General features: G+C 73.8%; 17 protein-coding genes. 11 read left to right on the plus strand and 6 right to left on the minus strand.

All coding sequences use genetic code 11. From position 1 onward, the window contains the following. Positions 1–22 precede the first annotated feature (22 nt). Both ACY1JF_RS13710 and ACY1JF_RS13715 read right to left on the minus strand, forming a co-directional pair. Positions 23–325, minus strand: coding sequence for a hypothetical protein (locus tag ACY1JF_RS13710; RefSeq protein ID WP_462705356.1), 303 nt, complete (start codon positions 323–325; stop codon positions 23–25). Further along, positions 322–804, minus strand: a complete 483-nt coding sequence (locus ACY1JF_RS13715; RefSeq protein ID WP_462705357.1) for a DUF6668 family protein — start codon at positions 802–804, stop codon at positions 322–324. Before ACY1JF_RS13715 ends, ACY1JF_RS13710 begins: the two co-directional genes overlap by 4 nt. A 523-nt stretch (positions 805–1,327) precedes the next feature. Here ACY1JF_RS13715 and ACY1JF_RS13720 point away from each other — a divergent pair. From ACY1JF_RS13720 to ACY1JF_RS13730, 3 genes are all read left to right on the plus strand, one after another. Continuing rightward, a complete protein-coding gene (locus tag ACY1JF_RS13720) occupies positions 1,328–2,137 on the plus strand; it encodes a transglycosylase SLT domain-containing protein (protein ID WP_462705358.1) in 810 nt (269 codons plus the stop codon). A 23-nt stretch (positions 2,138–2,160) separates the two neighbouring features. Beyond that, positions 2,161–3,129 carry a hypothetical protein gene (locus tag ACY1JF_RS13725; protein WP_462705359.1) on the plus strand — a complete coding sequence of 323 codons (969 nt, stop codon included), beginning with the start codon at positions 2,161–2,163 and terminating at the stop codon, positions 3,127–3,129. A gap of 230 nt (positions 3,130–3,359) precedes the next feature. After that, complete coding sequence (locus tag ACY1JF_RS13730; protein ID WP_462705360.1) at positions 3,360–3,950, plus strand: sigma-70 family RNA polymerase sigma factor; 591 nt, start codon at positions 3,360–3,362, stop codon at positions 3,948–3,950. Positions 3,951–3,972: 22 nt separating this feature from the next. Here the strand turns inward: ACY1JF_RS13730 and ACY1JF_RS13735 are convergent, their stop codons facing one another. Genes ACY1JF_RS13735 through ACY1JF_RS13745 form a run of 3 tightly spaced genes read right to left on the minus strand, consistent with a single transcriptional unit; the run spans position 3,973 to position 7,042 of the window. After that, a complete protein-coding gene (locus tag ACY1JF_RS13735; protein ID WP_462705361.1) occupies positions 3,973–5,355 on the minus strand; it encodes a hypothetical protein in 1,383 nt (460 codons plus the stop codon). 20 nt (positions 5,356–5,375) lie between these two features. After that, positions 5,376–5,999 carry a hypothetical protein gene (locus tag ACY1JF_RS13740; protein WP_462705362.1) on the minus strand — a complete coding sequence of 208 codons (624 nt, stop codon included), beginning with the start codon at positions 5,997–5,999 and terminating at the stop codon, positions 5,376–5,378. After that, positions 5,996–7,042, minus strand: a complete 1,047-nt coding sequence (locus ACY1JF_RS13745) for a C40 family peptidase (protein WP_462705363.1) — start codon at positions 7,040–7,042, stop codon at positions 5,996–5,998. Before ACY1JF_RS13745 ends, ACY1JF_RS13740 begins: the two co-directional genes overlap by 4 nt. A gap of 295 nt (positions 7,043–7,337) precedes the next feature. On the opposite strand from ACY1JF_RS13745, the gene ACY1JF_RS13750 reads away from it, so the two are divergent. The 8 genes from ACY1JF_RS13750 (at position 7,338) to ACY1JF_RS13785 (ending at position 15,682) form a co-directional block, all read left to right on the plus strand. Beyond that, on the plus strand, positions 7,338–7,811 hold the full coding sequence (locus ACY1JF_RS13750) for a DUF6668 family protein (protein ID WP_462705364.1): 474 nt from the start codon (positions 7,338–7,340) through the stop codon (positions 7,809–7,811). A gap of 10 nt (positions 7,812–7,821) precedes the next feature. Continuing rightward, positions 7,822–8,142: a hypothetical protein gene (locus tag ACY1JF_RS13755; protein ID WP_462705365.1), complete on the plus strand. Its 321-nt coding sequence runs from the start codon at positions 7,822–7,824 to the stop codon at positions 8,140–8,142. 417 nt (positions 8,143–8,559) lie between these two features. Beyond that, positions 8,560–9,369 carry a hypothetical protein gene (locus ACY1JF_RS13760; protein ID WP_462705366.1) on the plus strand — a complete coding sequence of 270 codons (810 nt, stop codon included), beginning with the start codon at positions 8,560–8,562 and terminating at the stop codon, positions 9,367–9,369. Continuing rightward, positions 9,369–10,844 (plus strand): hypothetical protein, encoded by a 1,476-nt coding sequence (locus ACY1JF_RS13765; RefSeq protein WP_462705367.1) that lies wholly within the window; start codon positions 9,369–9,371, stop codon positions 10,842–10,844. Before ACY1JF_RS13760 ends, ACY1JF_RS13765 begins: the two co-directional genes overlap by 1 nt. Beyond that, positions 10,831–12,330: an SCO6880 family protein gene (locus ACY1JF_RS13770; RefSeq protein WP_462705368.1), complete on the plus strand. Its 1,500-nt coding sequence runs from the start codon at positions 10,831–10,833 to the stop codon at positions 12,328–12,330. Before ACY1JF_RS13765 ends, ACY1JF_RS13770 begins: the two co-directional genes overlap by 14 nt. A 145-nt stretch (positions 12,331–12,475) precedes the next feature. Then, positions 12,476–13,942, plus strand: coding sequence for an ATP/GTP-binding protein (locus ACY1JF_RS13775; protein ID WP_462705369.1), 1,467 nt, complete (start codon positions 12,476–12,478; stop codon positions 13,940–13,942). 136 nt (positions 13,943–14,078) lie between these two features. Continuing rightward, positions 14,079–15,113: a hypothetical protein gene (locus ACY1JF_RS13780; protein ID WP_462705370.1), complete on the plus strand. Its 1,035-nt coding sequence runs from the start codon at positions 14,079–14,081 to the stop codon at positions 15,111–15,113. A gap of 191 nt (positions 15,114–15,304) precedes the next feature. Then, positions 15,305–15,682 (plus strand): DUF4913 domain-containing protein, encoded by a 378-nt coding sequence (locus ACY1JF_RS13785; protein WP_462705460.1) that lies wholly within the window; start codon positions 15,305–15,307, stop codon positions 15,680–15,682. A 151-nt stretch (positions 15,683–15,833) separates the two neighbouring features. Here ACY1JF_RS13785 and ACY1JF_RS13790 read toward each other — a convergent pair whose 3' ends face one another. Beyond that, complete coding sequence (locus ACY1JF_RS13790; protein ID WP_462705371.1) at positions 15,834–17,372, minus strand: RICIN domain-containing protein; 1,539 nt, start codon at positions 17,370–17,372, stop codon at positions 15,834–15,836. Positions 17,373–17,625 lie beyond the last annotated feature (253 nt).

A 17,625-nucleotide genomic window follows, 5' to 3' on the forward strand; every position in this document is an offset into this window, starting at 1 on the left:
GCGTAGGGAAAAGGTCCGGTGCTCAGAGAAGCGGCACCAGTACGAAATTGACGATCGGCCCGGCGGTGGTGCCGAGCACACAGGCCCCGATGACGAAGAACGCTCCCCGGAAATGGGTCGCCCCCTCACCCATTTCGCCGCGGCGCAGCTGCATGGCCATCTGGATGCCCACGATCATCAGTCCCGCCACCGAGGCGGCCGACACGACCCAGGTGAGGAAACCGAGCAGCTGGCCGACCTCGGGGTTCGGGTCGAACGAGCCATTGGGCCCGTAGCTGTCGGGGTCGATGCCCGCCAGGAAGAATCCGGCAGTCGGATGTCTCACCGCGATCCCTCCGCGCGTTCGGCCTGCGCCGACACGCGCCGCGCCAGCACCCGGACCGACCTGGGCAACCGGTCGGCCTCCGCACCGAGGCGCCACACGGGCACCCACGGAACGCGGTGGACCTCGGCCGCCGACCGCAGCACGCGCACCCGCCGGCCCAGCGCGCGCGGCAGCGACCCCGGGGCGTCGGCGACCAGCACGACGGCGAGCAGGCGCACTCCGGCGGGCTGCCCTCCGGTGCGCAGTACGTTCAACGCCTGGGACACGGCCCGCATGCCGAGGTCATGGGTCCGTGCGACCAGCAGCACCCGACCCGGTTCGCCCAGGGCCGGGTCGGGCCACCGGTGGCCGATGTCCACGCCGCCCAGCACCCGGGCGAGGGTGCTCGCCCCGGCCCCGCCGTGCGTGGTGACCCAGGCGACCCGCAGGCCCGGATGGAGCGACGGCGCCGTGCCGGCCGGTGCTGCCGGTACGGGCAACGCGGTCCGGGACGTGTGCCGTGCCGGTCCCGCCGGTGTCTTCCGTTCCGCGGTGGGTACGGCTTGTGACGCGGCGGGTATGGCTTGCGGTGCCGTGGGTATGGCTTGCGGAGCGGTGGGTACGGCTCGTGGTGCGGCGGGTACGGCGTGCGGTGCCGTGGGTACGGCGTGCGGTGCCGTGGGTACGGCTCGTGGTGCGGCGGGTACGGCGTGCGGTGCCGTGGGTGCCGTGGTCGATGCCGTAGGTGCCGGCGCGTCCTGTGCCGGTGCGGCCTTGGGCCCGGTCGGTCCGCGGGCCCACATCCGTGACCCGCCGGACGTCGCCGAAGGCACACCCATGCCTCTTCACCCCTTCCCTCGTGTCAGCTACTGCGACGGACCCGGATTGAACTGATGGGCCGTCGCGCCCGTTGCGGCGTGTGTGTCCGCAGTGATCCGTCGGGCAGCGACTACGGGAAATCGGTCGGCCCGGTTCAACGGGCGGGCGCATGGACGGCAGAGAGAGCAAGGGGTGTGACGGGTTGTGGGCGCAAGTGCCGACGGCGGCGCGCAGGGTTCCGGCGGCTCCGGGAACACCACCGTGTACGTGGCCGCCGGCGTCGGCATGGGAACGGTGGGCTGCCTCATCGCGCCCTTGTTCTTCCTGCTCCTGCTCATCGGGACGATCGTGGTCAGCGCCCTCGGGTGGATCTTCTGGCCCCTGGTGCTCCTCTGCGAGATCGGCCTGCTGGACTGCGACAGCGACAGCGGCGGGGGAGTCGACACCCAGCAGGTGGTGAAGGCGTTCAACAGCGACGGGAAGGGCACGCTGAACCAGAGCGCCGTCCCCGAGGAACACCTCACGCGCATCCAGGACGCCGGGTCCCTGTGCACCCAGATCGGCCCCGTCGTGATCGCCTCGCAGATCCAGCTGGAGTCCCAGTTCGACGAGGAGCTGATCGGTCCCGACGGCACCGAGGGCATCTCCCAGATGCCGCCGGACAAGTTCGAGGAGTTCGGCGAGGACGACGACGACAACGGCACCACCTCGGCCCTGGACGCCGCCGACTCGATCATGGCCCAGGGGAGGTACCTGTGCTCACTGGCCAAGGAGATCGACACGCTCGCCGCCGACGGCCGGGTCACGGGCGACCACCTGGACATGACCCTCGCGGCGTACGAAGTGGGTCTGGAGGCGGTCGAGGAGGCGAAGGGCGTACCGCGGACGACGCGGGCGCAGAGCTACGTCGTCGGCGTCAGGTCGTCGTTCGCCCTGTACTCCGATTCCGTCGGCCTGACGGACGAGACGTATCCGAGTCTCAGCGCGCGTCCCACACCCAGCGCCGACAACTGACCAGCACCGCCAGGAGACATGACGTGTTCGGCACAGACCACGGTCAGGACCGGGCGACCGACGGCCCGCAGGACCGCGACGCACCGGACGGCACCGCGCGGACGGCCTTTCCCGTCCGCGTGTTCATCGGCCCCGACGGCCGTACGACGGTGGACGACGCCCCCTTCCCGGTACCGGAGGGCGAACCGGTGCACGTCGCCGTCCTCGACGTGCTGCACCGCCGCGCGCGGGCGCGGGGCGCGGCCGTGGAAGCGGTGATCCTGGACCGGGAGCAAAGCGACGTGACCCTCGTCGAGGTGGCCCCGGACGGTTCGAGCCGGGTCCTGCTGCACGAGCAGCACGGCGGGACGGCCGAACCCGCCGCCGAGCCCGTCCCCCAGGACTCCCGGGCCGCGCCCGCGCCGGCCGAACCCGCCTCCGAGTCCGTCCCCCGACCCTCCCGGGCCGCGCCCGCGCCGGCCGAACCCGCCTCCGAGTCCGTCCCCCGACCCTCCCGGGCCGCGCCCGCGCCGGCCGCGGGAGCCGTCCCGGAGGAACTCGCCGAGCTGGTCGGGCTCGTCCGCCACTCGCTGGACACCGGCGCGCTGGAACGGGCGGCGGCACTCGCCTTCCGGCTGCGGGAGCACACCGCGCGCGCGTTCGGCCCCGAACACGGCCACACGCTCGAAGCGCTCGCCCTGGAGGCGTACGTCGCCCATCGGAGCGGCAACCCCCGCCTCGCCCTGACCACCTGCCTCGAACTCGCCCGGACACGGCACCGGCAGGGCGACCCCCGCGCCGCTGAGGAACTGACACGGGCGACCGCCGCCTGGCTGCGGATGGACGACGCGCCGTCCGCCGTCGACCACGGCCGGGCCCTGCTCGACACCCTGCTCGCCGTGCGGTCCGCACAGGGTGCGAGAGTGCCGGACGCCGCGCTGCCGCGACTCGTCAATCGCCGTATGCGCGCACTCACCGAGGAGACGGGAACCCGGGCGACGGGCGCGGCCTGAGGGGCGAGGCCCAGCTCACCGGGGAGGGACGGCGGGGGAGCCACGGTGGCGGCACCCCCGTCGCACCCGTGTGCGGCCCCCGACGCGCGCGCGACCCGCCGATCACGCGTCAAGCACTCGTCAAGGCGATGTGGAACCCGGCTCGCAAGACTCCCAACGCCTCGGGGCCATTGGACCGGCCCTGGTGCCTGACCTCCACCACGAGGTCATGGAACGAGTGGAGTTGAACCTTGAGCTTGACAATGATGGGTTCCGTCGGGGCGGAGACCGCACGCGAACGAGCGATGCGCACGCTCTACGACGACCACGCGAGGGACCTGCACAACTACGTCCTGCGTCTGCTGCGGGGCGATCAGCACAGGGCCGAGGACGTGGTCCAAGAGACGCTCCTGCGTTGCTGGCGTACTCAGAGCCTGGACGGCGAACAGACCCTGCGGCCCTGGTTGTTCAGGGTGGCGCACAACCTGGTGATCGACGACTACCGGCTGCGCATGGCCCGCCCCCAGGAGGTCGACGGCTCCGTCTGGCTGGACGAACTGCTGGCCGAGCACGACGAGGTCGACGGGCTGCTCTCCTCGGTGATCCTGCGGGAGGCGTTCAAGGCGCTCTCGCCCAATCACCGCGAAGTGCTGTACGAGACCTACTACACCGGCAGGTCGACGCGCGAGGCGGCGCTCGTGCTCGGCATCCCGCCGGGTACCGTCAAGTCCCGTCTGTACCACGCGGTGCGCGCGCTGCGCGTGGCCCTGGGCATCGTCGAGACCCCCACGGAGGCGGTGGCCAAGGAGGCTCCGGCTCTCTGGCACACGTCGGCCGCGTGACCCGTGCCCGGTGCCCGCGCGCTCACGTCGTCGTCCGGGAGTCCTGCGCGGGACGTTCCCACGACGGGGCCGGGTTCCGCGGGCGCGGAGCCCCGGCCGGCGTCGCCGCGGCGGGCGTGCGGGGCGACCGTCCGTCCGCGGCGCCGCCGGACGCCTCCAGCCGGGCCAGGTGCGCGAGAGCGGCGTTGAGCGCCTTCGCCTTCTCGCCCGGTATCTGGTTGCGCAGGCGGACCACGGCGACCGCGGCGGACAGCGCGCGGTCCCGGTCGGTGATCTGCAGCCAGAGCGTCTCGGCGCGGACCGCCGCGGCCTCCGCCCGCTCGGCGGCGCCCTGGTAGTGCCAGCGCTCGGCGATGTCGCGGAACAGCAGCACGCCGGCGACGGCGTCCCCGGCGAGGGCGGTGGCACCGGCCCGGATCTCGCGGACGCCGAGGGCGTCGGGATGGGAGACGCCGAGGGCGAGGGAGGTCCGCTCGTCGAGGCGCGCGGCGAGCGCGGCGGCCTCGCCGGCGCGGCCCTCCCGCAGCAGGTCCGTGACCAGGGCCAGGGACTCGGCGTCCGTCCCCGGCCCCGCCGCGGTCTCGAGGCCGGCGGACGCCGCTGCCCCGTCCGGGCGCCCCGGGGCGACAGGCGCCGGCACGGCACGGTCCGGTCGGCCCGCCGCGGCCACCGCCGGACCGGGCCGGTCCGGGGTGCCGGCCGGCGGGGCGGGTGGCCGGCCCGCGGATGCCGTGAGGGTGCCGGTCTGTTGGCCGGCGGATGCGGCGAGGGTGCCGGTCTGCCGGCCGGCGGATGCGGCGAGGGTGCCGGTCTGCCGGCCGGTGGATGCTGCGAGGGTGCCGGTCTGCCGGCCGGCGGATGCGGCGAGGGTGCCGGTCTGTTGGCCGGTGGATGCTGCGAGGGTGCCGGTCTGCCGGCCGGTGGACGCGGCGAGGGTGCCGGTCTGCCGGCCGGTGGACGCGGCGAGGGTGCCGGTCTCCCGGTCGGCGGACGCGGCGAGGGCGTCGGTCTGCCGACCGGCGGACGCCGTGAGGGTGCCGGTCTCCCGGCCGGTCCGGGCGGGCGGGCGCGGCGCGGCCGGTGCGATGGCCGCGCCGCCCGCGCCGCCGGGCTTCTCGGTACGTCTCCTCGGCGCCCCGGCCCGCGGTGCGTCCCCCGGCAGCTCCCCCACCGTTCCGTCGGGCGAGATGACCAGGTGCCACACGGTGCCGTCCGGTTCGGTGGCCTCGGCCCGCACCGGCCGGCCGAGCCGGGCCGCCGCCCCGGCCACGGTGCCGACGGCCGAGGCGCGGTCCGGGTGCCCGGCCGCGGGCACCAGCGGACCGCTGGCGTCGACCTGGCCGCTGCCGTGCACGGTGAGGGCGTAGACCGGCCAGGCGGGCGGTTCTGCGGTCTCGTACGTCATGAGCGGTTATCCCCTTCGGGCTAGGAGACGGAGACGTCGGCGACGCGCCACGGTCCGTCGGCCGTGGCGCGGGTGAGGCGCACGTACGTCACCACGGTGGTGGGCGTGCCCTGCCAGCCGCCGCGGCCGGACGGGGTGGTGGTGACGGTCCACTGCCGCCATGCCTCGGTGCCGGTGTCGGGGGGCCTGGCCGCGTCCTCGGCCTTCTTCAGCGTGACGACGGTGCGGGCGCGGTGACCGGCCCAGTCGCGCCACTGGGCGCCGGGCGCGGAGCGTGGACCGCGCGCCCGCAGCCGGTTCGCGTACGCCTCGGTCAGCCACCCCGCGTCCGCGGCCCGGACGGCGGCGTCGTGGGGACCGCTGTCGGCCGTGGTGTCGAACGTCCACATCACCGTGAGCGCCCCCCGGGCGACCGCGTCGGCGTCCCTCTGGTCGACGTCCGCGGGACGCGGGACGCCCGCGCCGGGCGTGCTGTCGGAACGGGCCGGCGAGGTGGGGGAGGGGACCGTGCCGGCCGGGGCGGAGGCCGGGGACCGGACGGTCGCGGCCGGCCCGCCGCCAAAGCCGCATCCCGTCGTGGTGAGGAGGGCGGCGAGCACCGCCGCGACCGCCGCGGCGGTCCCCCGCGCGCTGGGAGACGTCATCCGAATCGCCGTACCTTCTGGGGCTTGTCCGCGTAGTAGGGATCGTCGAGATCGCTGATCTTGACCACGTCGCCGGTCTTCGGCGCGTGGAGGAACTGCCGGTGGCCCAGGTAGATGCCGATGTGGTCGTAACTCCCGTTCAGGTTGAAACCGATCACGTCACCGGGCCGCATCCCGGCGGGATCCACTTCCTCGCCCACGGTGACCTGGAGCTGGGAGACGCGCGGCAGGAGCAGCCGGCCGCCGCTGGCGTGGTAGACGGCGTACTGGACGAGGCTGGAGCAGTCGAACCCCACGGTGCCCGCGCCTTGCGCGAACCCGCGTCCGGGGCCCTCCGGTCCGCCGCCGCCCCAGGAATAGGGGGTGCCGAGCCATTTCTCGGCGTTCGCCACCACCCGGTCGCCGAACGCGCCGCCCGTCTCGTTGGGCGCGGACCCGGTGAAGCCGGCCATCGACGTGATGATCCGGGTGACGTAGGCCTGTGTCTCCGGGTACGGAGGCACGCCGCCGAACTCCTCGACCGCGCCGGGGCCCGCGTTGTAGGCGGCGAGCACCAGCCGGGTGAGGTCTCCGCCGCTCCCCGTCTCCTTGATCCTCCCGGCGAGCCAGCAGTCGTAGCGGGCCTGGGTCATGATCGCGTCGCCCGGGGTGAACGGGTCGGCCACCCCGTCGGGTTCGGGATCGCCGTCCTTGCCGGCGGCGTCCACGCCCCAGGTGGCCCAGGTGCCCGGGATGAACTGGCTCAGCCCCTGGGCGCGGGCCGGGCTGACCGCGTCGGGGTCCCAGCCGGACTCCGCCTGGATCTGCGCGGCCACCAGGGGCGCGCTGACCTCGTCGCACTGCCGGCCCGCCCGCTCGATCCACGGTGCGAACTCGGGCGGTACGCGCTCGGCGTCGAGCGTGGTGGCGAACCCCGCGGGCACGGGGGCCTGCCGCTGGTCGACGGCGCCCACCACGGCCAGCGCCACCAAGGTGCCGAGCAGCCCCAGCACGGCGCCCGTCACCAGCAGCGCCGAACGCCCCCGCGCTGTACCACCGGTCATCTGCCACTCCCCATGAGGCCTCGAGTCGGAACACCGTGCGAGCGGGAGAGGCTTCAACTCGCCCGGTAACTCCCGTACTTCAGAACGTGACCCTTGTGTCGTCTTGTCAACTTATGCGTAGTATGACTGCATTGCACCGAACGTTGGAGGAGATGCTGTGGCAGGGGATGAGCCGGCGGTCAATCCCTGGCTGCCGCGACCACGCGCTTCCGGGGGCGACAACGGGAAACCCCGGCAATCGGTTCAGGACTCCTCGGCCGGGCTCACGGGTCCGGGAGCGCCCCAAGGCGCCGGAGTGCCGCGACCTGAGCGGGCGTTGCCCCTCGCCGCGCCGCCGGCGGGCCTCGACGACGGCTGGTGGTGGCTGGGCGTGCACGGCGGCGCGGGGGTCACCACGCTGGAGCAGGCGCTGCCCGGCGGCCGGGACGCGAACCGCGCCTGGCCCGTGTCCGCGCGGTCCCAGCCGGTCGTGCTCGTCGCCCGCTCCGGCGCCAACGGCATCCGGGCCGCGCAGAACGCCGCGCGGCAGTGGGCCTCGGGCATGGTCACCGGCATCGACCTGCTCGGTCTGGTCGTCGTCGCCGATGCCCCCGGCCGGCGTCCCCGGGTCCTGCAGGACCAGGTGCGGCTGGTGTCCGGTGCCGTCCCCCGCCTCTGGGAGATCCCGTGGGTCGAGACCTGGCGGCTCGGCGCACCGCCCGCGGAGAACCTGCCCAAGCAGTGCGTGCTGCTCGGGCGCGACCTGACCCGACTCACCCGACCCTCATAGGGAGAGACAGTTGTCCGACTTGCTGACGGCCGCTTTGGGCGCCGCACCGCACACCGCCCCCCTCGCCGGCCTCCTGGCGGCGCCCTCGGGCGTGCCGGACGTCGGCGGGGGAGAGGCGCCACCGGGCGCCGAGGACCTGCTGACGGTACTGAAGTGGGTGGCCTGGAGCGTCACCGCGCTGTGCGTGGCGGGCATCTTCGGGGTCGCCGCGCGGATGGCGGTCGACCACTCCCGGGGAGGCGGCCGCGAGCACGTCCGGGGACTCGGCTTTGTCCTGGGCGCCTGCATGCTCATCGGCTCCGCCTCCGGCATCGTCGGCGCGCTCGTCTAGGACCCGCGGTTCGGACCACGCCGCGGACGCGGGGTCCGGCACGCCCTTCCCCGCTGCCTGAACGGCGTGGGCCCCAGCGGCGTTGTCGTCGGTCGCCGGCTCCCACGCTCGGCCGCGCCCGCGCGGGGGACCCCGTCGGGCCGGCTCCCCCTCCGCCGCGCGGCCGGACGCGCCGGACCCCGCTCACTGGCACCGACCAGGCGGCGCGGCTTGCCCGCGACCTGATCCGGACGGCAGGCCCCGGGCGGGCGGCGCCGCTGCGCGACCCGGCCGGGCCGCGGGGAACTCCCGCACCTCCGGCGCCCGCGAGGCCGCCGAGGGCGAACCGCGGGCCCGGCGGAGCGCCCCGGCCCCGGCCGGCCCGGCCCTCCCTCCGGCATCCGACCACCCGACACCCACGAGGATGAGGTAAAGACCATGTCCGAACCCGGCAGCCGGGCGGCTGACGGCGAGCCACGCAGCCCCTGGCTGCGTACCGGCTTCGTCCTCGCCGCCGCGTTCGTCGGCTTCATCACCGTCATCGGGGCGGTGCTGGGCGTCGCCTCGGACGCCCCCGGCGAGGGCGGCTCCACCACGACGACGCGAACACGCGGCACCGGCGTCGTCACCCCGTCCCCGTCCCCGTCCCCGTCCTCGCCCGCAGGCGCAGGCGCAGGCGCCGACACCGACGCCGGTGCCGACCCCGACGCCCGATGCCCCGAACTGGCCGACAGCAGCCGGGAGGTACCCGACTCCGCCCCCGCCGGAGTGACCTGGACCCTGTACGAAACGGTCGCCCTGCCGTCCTCGAAGGAGGCGGGCCCGGCCCTGGTCGGCAAGGGCGTGGCGCGCTGCTACGCCCGCACGCCCGTCGGCGCCCTGCTGGCCACCAGCCAGATCAGCGTGCGCTACCTGGCCGCGGACGACTGGCTGGAGGTGACCCGCGCACAGACCGTCGGCGCGGGCCGCGACGCCTACATCGCCGACCGCACCGAGGCGGAGCGGACGGCGTCGCCCGACGGGGGCGGCGCCACCCACGGACAGATCGCCGGATTCAGGTTCGTCACCCACAGCGACACCATCGCCGTGATCCAGACCGTGTGGCGGTTCCCGGACGGCAGGATGCAGGCCGCCACCACGACGGTGCTGTGGCAGGACGGTGACTGGCGGCTGGAGTACCCCGCCGACCCGCCGGACCCCGTCCCGGTCGACTCCCTCGCCGGATACACGCCGTGGGGAGGTGTGTGATGGCGGGCTGTGACTTCGGCTGGGTGCTCCCCACGGTCGGCGGCTACTGCGTGGGCGACGGGACGGGGACGGCACCCGAGGACCTCGGCTCCAGCGGGTTCGACGACATAGCGGAGAGCGCGGCGCAGGCGGCGAGCACCACCGTCAAGGCCATCGGCGGCGCCTGGATGGGACTGGGGAGTGTGGACCTGGGTGACGAGAACGGCCCGGTGGCGTTCCTGCGCGGCTCCACGCTCTGGTTCACCACGTTCACCGCCGTGCTGTGCCTGCTGGTGGCGGCCGGGCAGCTGGCCTGGCAGCGCCGCGGCGAACCGGCCCGGCAGGCGCTTCAGGGACTGCTCAACCTGGTGGTGGTCTCCTCCGCCGGAGTCGCCACGGTCAGTCTGCTGGCCGAGGCGGGGGACAAGTTCAGTGTCTGGATCATCGACAGGTCGACCGGGTGCCGGCAGATCAGCGCCACCGGGGACCCGGTGGCGAGCTGCGTGGCCGAGTTCGACAGGAGGACCGCGGCCATGCTGGCGCTGGGCGACGCGGACTCGTCGTTCCTCGTCCTGGTCATGGCCGTGCTGGTGATCGTCGGCAGCGTGACCCAGATCGCGTTCATGATCGTACGCATGGCCATGCTGGTGATCCTCACCGGCACGCTGCCGCTGTCGGCGGCGGCCAGTTCCACCGCCACCGGCCGCCTCTGGTTCCGCAGGTCCGTCGGCTGGCTGCTCGCCTTCGTCCTGTACAAACCGGCCGCGGCGGTCGTGTACGCGGCCGCGTTCTCGATGAACGGCCCGACGGACGAGGTGACCGGCGCGGAGGGGAACGACGTCGTCTCCATGGTCTCCGGAGTCGTCCTGATCGTGCTGGCCTGCTTCACCCTGCCGGCGCTGATGCGGTTCGCCGCGCCCGTCGCCCAGGCGACGGCGACCGGGACCGGGCGCACGGCCGGCGCCGGGCCCGGCGGCTCGGCCGGGGCCGTGGGAGCGCTGGCCGTCCCGCACCTGCGCGGCCCGGCCGCCGGCCGGTCCGTGTCCGGGGCGATGGTGAGCCCGGGCGGCACGGGCGCCGCCGGCGCCGGTACCGCGTCCGGCGCGGTACCGGGAGGGCCGGCCGGCGGCGGCGCGCGCACGGCCCAGGGCGCGGCAGCGGGGAGGGCGGGGATCAGCGGTGCGCGTGCCACGCCCGGCCCGGCACCGAAGAGCCCCCCGCCCTCGCGAAGCGCCGAAGGGGACCCCGAGGCGCCGATCCCCGGGGCACCGGACTCCGAGGCGCCGATCCCCGGGGCACCGGACTCCGAGGCGCCGCTCCGCGAGGCACCGGACCCCGGGCGCATCGCCGGCACCGCCTCGCCGGAACAGCCGGTCGGCCCGGCGGACCCCGCGGAGACACAGCCCGAGCACCGGCGGGAGGCAGCCGTCCTCATGCTGCCGCCGGACCGGCAGCACACCGATGACCGGCAGGAGAAGCCCCATGGCAGCCACTGAAGCCACCCGCCCGCGCACCTACGGGAACTTCCGCAAACCCCGCACCTCCGGCCTGCGAGGGCTGTCCCTCGGGGCGACCCTGCTGCTGTTCGCCGGACTGATCGCCGTCGTCCTGGCCACGCTGGTCTCCGTGTGGGCCGCCCTGGCCCTGGCCGCGGTGCTGGTGACGGTCCTGGCCCCGCTGGCGCTGCGGGACCGGCACGGCCGCACCCTGATGCAGCGAGGCGCGGTCCGCCTGGCCTGGCGGCGCACCACCTCCACCGGCGGTCACCTGTACCGCTCGGGCCCCACGGGCCGGGCCGGCTTCGGTACGTGCGCACTGCCGGGCCTGGCCGCCGAGTCCACGCTGACGGAGGCGCGGGACGGCTACGGACGCCCGTTCGCGGTGATCACGATTCCGGCGACCGGCCACCACACCGTCGTCATCTCGTGCGACGCGGACGGGGCCGCCCTCGTCGACGAGCAGCAGGTCGACACCTGGGTGGCCCACTGGGGCCAGTGGCTGTCCGCCCTGAGCGCCGAGCCGGGCCTCGTCGCCGCGAGTGTCACCGTGGAGACGGCTCCCGACTCCGGAGTACGCCTCCAGCAGGAGATCGCGGCCAACACGGCCGACGACTCCCCCGAACTGGCCAGGGCCATGCTGCGGGAGGTGCTGGCCGCCTACCCGGCCGGTTCGGCGCAGATCGCCACGCGGATCGCGCTGACGTACTCCGGGGCGGCGCACGAGGGCGTGCCCCGCCGCAGCGCCAAGGACATGGCGCTGCACATCGGCACCCGCCTGCCGGGCCTGACCGCCGGACTGTCCATGACCGGCGCCGGCACGGCCGTGCCGATGACCGCGACGGAGATCGCCGAGGCGGTACGGATCGCGTACGACCCGACCGTGGCGCCGCTGGTGGAGGAGGCGCGCGCCTCCGGCGGAAGCGGGCTGACCTGGGACCAGGCCGGGCCCATGGCGGCCCAGGAGGCGTGGGACCACTACCGGCACGACGGGGTGCTGAGCGTGACCTGGGCCATGACGGAGGCACCGCAGGGTGAGGTGTTCTCCAACGTGCTGACGGGGCTGGTCCAGCCCAACCGGGACATCGCCCGCAAACGGGTCACGCTGCTGTACCGCCCGCACAGCCGGGCCGAGGGCGCCCGCGTCGTCCAACAGGACTACAAGAACGCCCTGTTCAACGCCCAGCAGGCGCAGATCGGCCAGGCACGTGACGACGCCGAGCTGATCGCGGCGCGCAGGACCACCGAGGAACAGGCCCAAGGACACGGAGTGATCCGCTTCGGCCTGCTGATCACGGCGACGGTCGACTCCGCGGACGCGCTGGCCACGGCGGCGGCGGCCGTCGACAACCTGGCGCCCGCCGCCCGCATCGCGGTACGGCCGGTCTACGGCTCGCAGGCGGCGGCGTTCGCCGCGGCCCTGCCGCTGGGGCTCGTCCTCCCGCTGCACACGGCGCTGCCGCAGACGGTGCGCGACTCGATGTAGCCCCGCGGTCCGCCGCCGCGGGACCCGGCCCGGGGCGTCCGCCCGGCCCGGCCCGGCGGAGTCCTGGCGGATCACGGACCGAGTACAGACCGAGCACAGACGAACCGCGGACCAAGTAACCACAGACCAAGTACAGGGGAGACCGATGGCACGCAGGACCACGGAACGCCGCCCTTCGCGCCCCACCCCCCGGGGCTGGCCCGGTCCCGGCGGCGGCATGGTCGGCTATGTGGACCCCGCCCCGGAATGGCGGGGGACCTCGGTGCAGGTGTGCGGCCTGTGGCCGTTCGGCGCCGGTGCCGGGACCCCCATGGTCGGCGTGCCGCTGGGCCGGGACCTCGACTCCGGTGCCACGGTGTGCTGCGACCCCGTGTCGTGGTTCACGCGCACCGGTCTGCTCGCCAACCCCTCGATGTTCGTGCTGGGCCGCCCCGGGCTGGGCAAGTCGACGGTCGTACGGCGCATGGCCCTCGGCCTCTCGGGCTACGGCGTCCACCCGCTGATCTTCGGTGACCTCAAGCCCGACTACGTGGACCTGATCCGGGCGATCGGCGGACAGGTCATCAGCCTGGGCAGGGGCCGCGGCAGCCTCAACGTCCTCGACCCGGGCGTCTCCGTACAGGCCGCGGCCCGGCTCACCGGCGACGCACGGCACCGGCTGCTCGCCGACATCCACGGCCGTCGCCTCCACATGGTCTCCGCGCTGGTGACGATCCTGCGCTCGGCGCCGCCGACCGACCGTGAGGAGACGATCATCTCGGCGGCTCTGAACGTCCTCGACGGCCGGCACGGCTCGGACCAGGGGCGGATACCGGTACTGGGCGACCTGGTGCGGGTCATCAAAGAAGCCCCGGAAGCGGTGCGGGCCGTCGCCCTCGACCGCGGGGACATCAACCGCTACCGGGACATCACCGAGAACCTGGAGGCGTCGCTGACCGCGTTGCTGGGCGACGGCCGGCTGGGCGGCACGTTCGCCAGGCCGACCACCGAGGCGATGAAGCTCGACCGGCCGGTCTGCTTCGACATCAGCGGCATCGACGACAGCGAGGTCCTGCTCCAGGCGGCGGCCCTGCTGTCCTGCTGGTCGTACGGTTTCGGCGCGGTCTCCGCGGCGCACGCGCTCGCGGACGCCGGCCTGGAACCGCGGCGCAACTACTTCCTCGTCATGGACGAGCTGTGGCGTGTCCTGCAGGCGGGCCGCGGCCTGGTCGACCGGGTCAACGCCCTCACCCGCCTGGACCGGCAGCGCGGAGTGGGACTGGCCATGATCACCCACAGCCTCGACGACCTGCTCGCCCTGCCCACCGAGGAGGACCGCACCAAGGCCAAGGGCTTCGTCGAACGCGCGGGCATGGTGATCTGCGCGGGACTGCCGCCGGCCGAGCTGCCGCAGCTCGCGCAGATCGTCGAACTCACCGAACCGGAGAAACGCCTCCTGGTGGACTGGTCCACCCCGCCCGCCTGGGACGGAGCGGGCGGCCGCCGCTCCGACCCGCCCGGCCTCGGCAACTTCCTGATCAAGGTGGGCAACCGGCCCGGCATCCCCCTGCACGTCGATCTGACGGCGGCGGAACTCGAGGTCAACGACACCAACAAGAGGTGGAACCGGTAGGCGGGGACGAGCGGCCGGTGAACCGGTCCGGCTCGGCGGGGACACCGGCGCGGCCGGACGGGCTGTGAACCGCCCGGGATCCACTGCCGTAGTGCCTCCTCGACGTACAGGACCTGTTCCGTGAAAGGGACCCGAAATGGATCGACCGCAGTTACGCCGCCAGCAGTCCTTTCTCGACCTGGCTGCCATCGAGGCGGGACACGGGGAGGTCATCCGCACGGAAACGGCCCCCGCGCCGCCGGTCCGTGCCGACGAGAGCAGTGAGGACCTGCCGTCCGTTTTCCTCAGCACGCCGGGAGGCACCGATCTCGCGGTCACTTCGGACGAGGAAGGAAAGCTGACCGTATGGGCGTGGCGGAAGGCGGGAGACACCTGGGGGTGGGTGCGGGAACACCGCCCCGAGTTCACGACCGGGGTCAAGGCGTTCGCCGGCGCCGTCATCGCGGTGGGATTTGCGATACAGGCGCGTTCGAGTAAGGAAGAGGATGAAGCGGCGAAGTGGACGCAAGTCGCCGGTAACATGCTGATGTCGATGACGCAGTTGTCCGACTTCAGTCACTACTTCCATTCCGCCGTCAAGAACTTCAGGGCGAACCCGAAAAACTCCGTCTACGATCTCTCCAAGAGCATCGCGCAGTTGGGCGCCATGGGTACGGGCGTCTCGAACGCCTTGGTGCCCGCCTTCCAGGAAGGGGCGAAGACGGTCTCGGGCCTGGCTGCCGCCATCTCGTCGGCCGCCGGGTTCTACGCGACCGGGAAGACGGGACTGGAGTCGGCGGCGGAACGCAGGAAGGACAACCTCGGGCGGACGCTCCCCCGGGCCCGGGTCTACAGCGAAACCCCTGCACCCTCGCACGTGATGAGCTATCTGCCGCCGTCCGTACCCCCGCGAGGAACGGAGCGGGGAACAGGGCCGGACGACGGGACCGACGCGCGCCCCGCGGGAATGTGGCGCAGCTTCCGGAATCCGGTTCCCGACCCGTTCGGTGTGGACCTCGAGGCGAATCGGGAAACCGCCGAAAGGCCAGGTGTCCGTAATCCCGTGGCCGGCGAGCATCTGCGGGAGGTGACCGATCGCGACGCCGTGGCGGACGGAAGACGAGCGATCCAGTCCCGACAGCCCCCTGCGGCCGGGCCCGACACCTCGAGCCGGAAAGGGCGGAGCCGATGAACGTGAATGTGCCGTCCGCGCACTGACCAACCCCAAGTCGCCGAAAGAAAGCAGGGCGAACCATGTCCGACCAGACCGTCGAGGCCACGGGAGCCGACCGTGACACCGTTCCCGCCGAAAACCCCGGCGGGAAGCCGGAGGAAACGGATTCTCAGCAGGAAGCCCCGGCTCCACCGCAGTTCATCCTCTACATGGACGGACCCGAGTACGCCCAGACCCTGCGGCAGTTGACCCTGTGGACGCACCACGTCCTGCTGCCGGTCTACGGCCGGGAGGTGACCTCCACGGCGCCCTGGTGCTCCCGCTGGTGGGAGCACCCGGAAGCGGTCGCCCAACTGCACGGCCTCTGGCTCGCCTGGGCCGAGCTGACCGGTCCCGGCTCCGGGAGGTGCGGACCCGCGAACTGGCACCGGGACTACCTGGTGCACGTGATGAACGCGCTGCGGGATCCGATGGGCCCCTTCGCCGGCTGCAAGCCCGGCGCCCACCGGGCCAAGCAGGTTCCCCCCGTCGACAGCCGGGACCCGTTCGGCGGTTCACCGGCTCCTTCCGCCCCGGCCTCACGCTGACGCGTGGGGCCCCGGCCTCACGCTGACGCGTGGTGGGGACGGGACCGGCCCCTCGCCCACGGACCGGTGGGGAGGGGCCGTCGACGAGGCCGGCCGAGCGGGTCGGCCCAGGAAGCGAGCGGGTCCGTCCGTCCGGGCCCGCGCGGTCGTCCTATTTCTTCGAGAAGCTCCACTCGTGGTCGTCGAGGGCGCTGCAGGGGTAGACCGTGACCCCGCCGTGGGCGGCTTCCTTGTTCTTCCGGGCGAGATCGAGGCACATGTCCCCGCTCGCCTGGTTGCGGATCCAGTACGTGCCGTCGGAACGTTCGTCCAGCCACCAGAGCTGGTTGTCCACGGTGCTGGGGTTGCAGTCGAAGAGGCCCGCGGGTGACGCGACCTGGGCCGGGCCGTCGCCGTACAGGTCCAGGCAGAGGCCGGACTTGACGTGGTGGATCAGGTACAGGTCGGCCTCGCGGGTGCCGCCGCCGTCGACGACCCGCTCCAGGGCCCACTTCTGGTTGTCGCCGCTCGACGCGCGGCAGGCGCCGTCCTGGACCAGCGTGTTGGGCTTGCTCTTGCCGGTCCCGGGAAGGTCCAGGCAGAAGCCGTACTTCTCGTTCTTGATGAGCCTGTCGCCGCTCGGGGCACCGGAACCGGCCTTGGTCTTCGAACCGCTGGTCGATTTGGACGTCACCGAGCCCTTGGACTTCGCGGAGTCCTCCGGCTTCGCCGAGTCCTCGGGCTTCGTCGACTCCTCCGCCTTCGGCTTCGACTTCGGTGAGGCCGTCGCCGAGGCGGAGGACGGCCGTCGTGACGCCGCGTCGGCCGAGGAGCGGGCCGACGGGGACGCGGGCGTCGACGACGGGGCCTCGCCCTTGACCTGGACCCCGGTCGATCCGGTCGCTGAATCGTGCTGCCCGGCGCTGCCCGAGTTGCCGAGCACGAGCAACGGGACCGTGACGACGGCCGTCGCGACGACGCCGACCACCACCACGCCCAGCGGCCGCTTGAAGAATCCGGGCGGCTGGTACTCGTCGTCGGACTGGGGGAGGAGCTTCCTGCGGCCGGGACCCGGGCCCGGGACGCGCGGGGGGACGGACGCCCGCGGCCCGACGGGCTCCAGCCCCCCGGCCCCGCCGCCGTCCGCCATGTCCGCCATGTCCGTCACGGCCGCCATGTCCGTCACGGCCGTCACGGCCGTCACGGCCGTCACGGTCTCACCCACACGGGCGGCTCCGGCGGCCCCGGGATCTGCCGGGGAGCCCGCCGGGAACCGCGCCGTGCCGGCTTCACCGGCGCCCTCGGGCGGGCCCTCCTCCCCGGCGAAACCGGCGTCGGCACTGGTCCGGACGTCCCCGTCCGCGCCCTCCTGCCGCTGTTCCACCAGCCTGCTGGACCCGTCGGGCTCGACCTGCACGATCGCCACGTAGTCCGCGGACGGGTCGGAGATGGCGGCCCGCACGGCGGAGTTCCGACTGCGCGCGTAGCCGTGCAGGGTGTCCAGGATCGCGACGTCGACCGCTTCCCCGCCCACCAGCGGCACGGGTACGCCGTCGATGACGACGGAACCGTCGGAGGAGACGATCACAGGAAGCGGAGCCGGCTCCGGGGCCTCGCCGGACGAGCTCCGCTTGCCGAGATCCACTGGGTCCCCCGGTACGGGGTGCCCGCCCCCCGCGTTCGGCTTGTCGGCTTCTTCGCCCAGGCTCATGCCCATACCTTCCTGACGTACCGTCCGTGTGGCTCACTCCCGGGGCCGCCGCGGCCCGTGAACGGTCGCAGAGGGCGGCGCGGCGGATCCCGCACCCCCGCAACGGACTGGGAGGGCGATCAGTTCAACTCGACCGTCCCGCCGGGCCCCGCGCCGAGAGCGGACGCAGGCTCCGTCCGGCCCGTGATCCGGGCTCCGGGTACGGCCGGAGTACTGCCCGAGCGGGGGCGTCACCCGGCCGGTTCTCCTCGGA

Source organism: Streptomyces sp. SYSU D01066-1 (assembly GCF_054956795.1).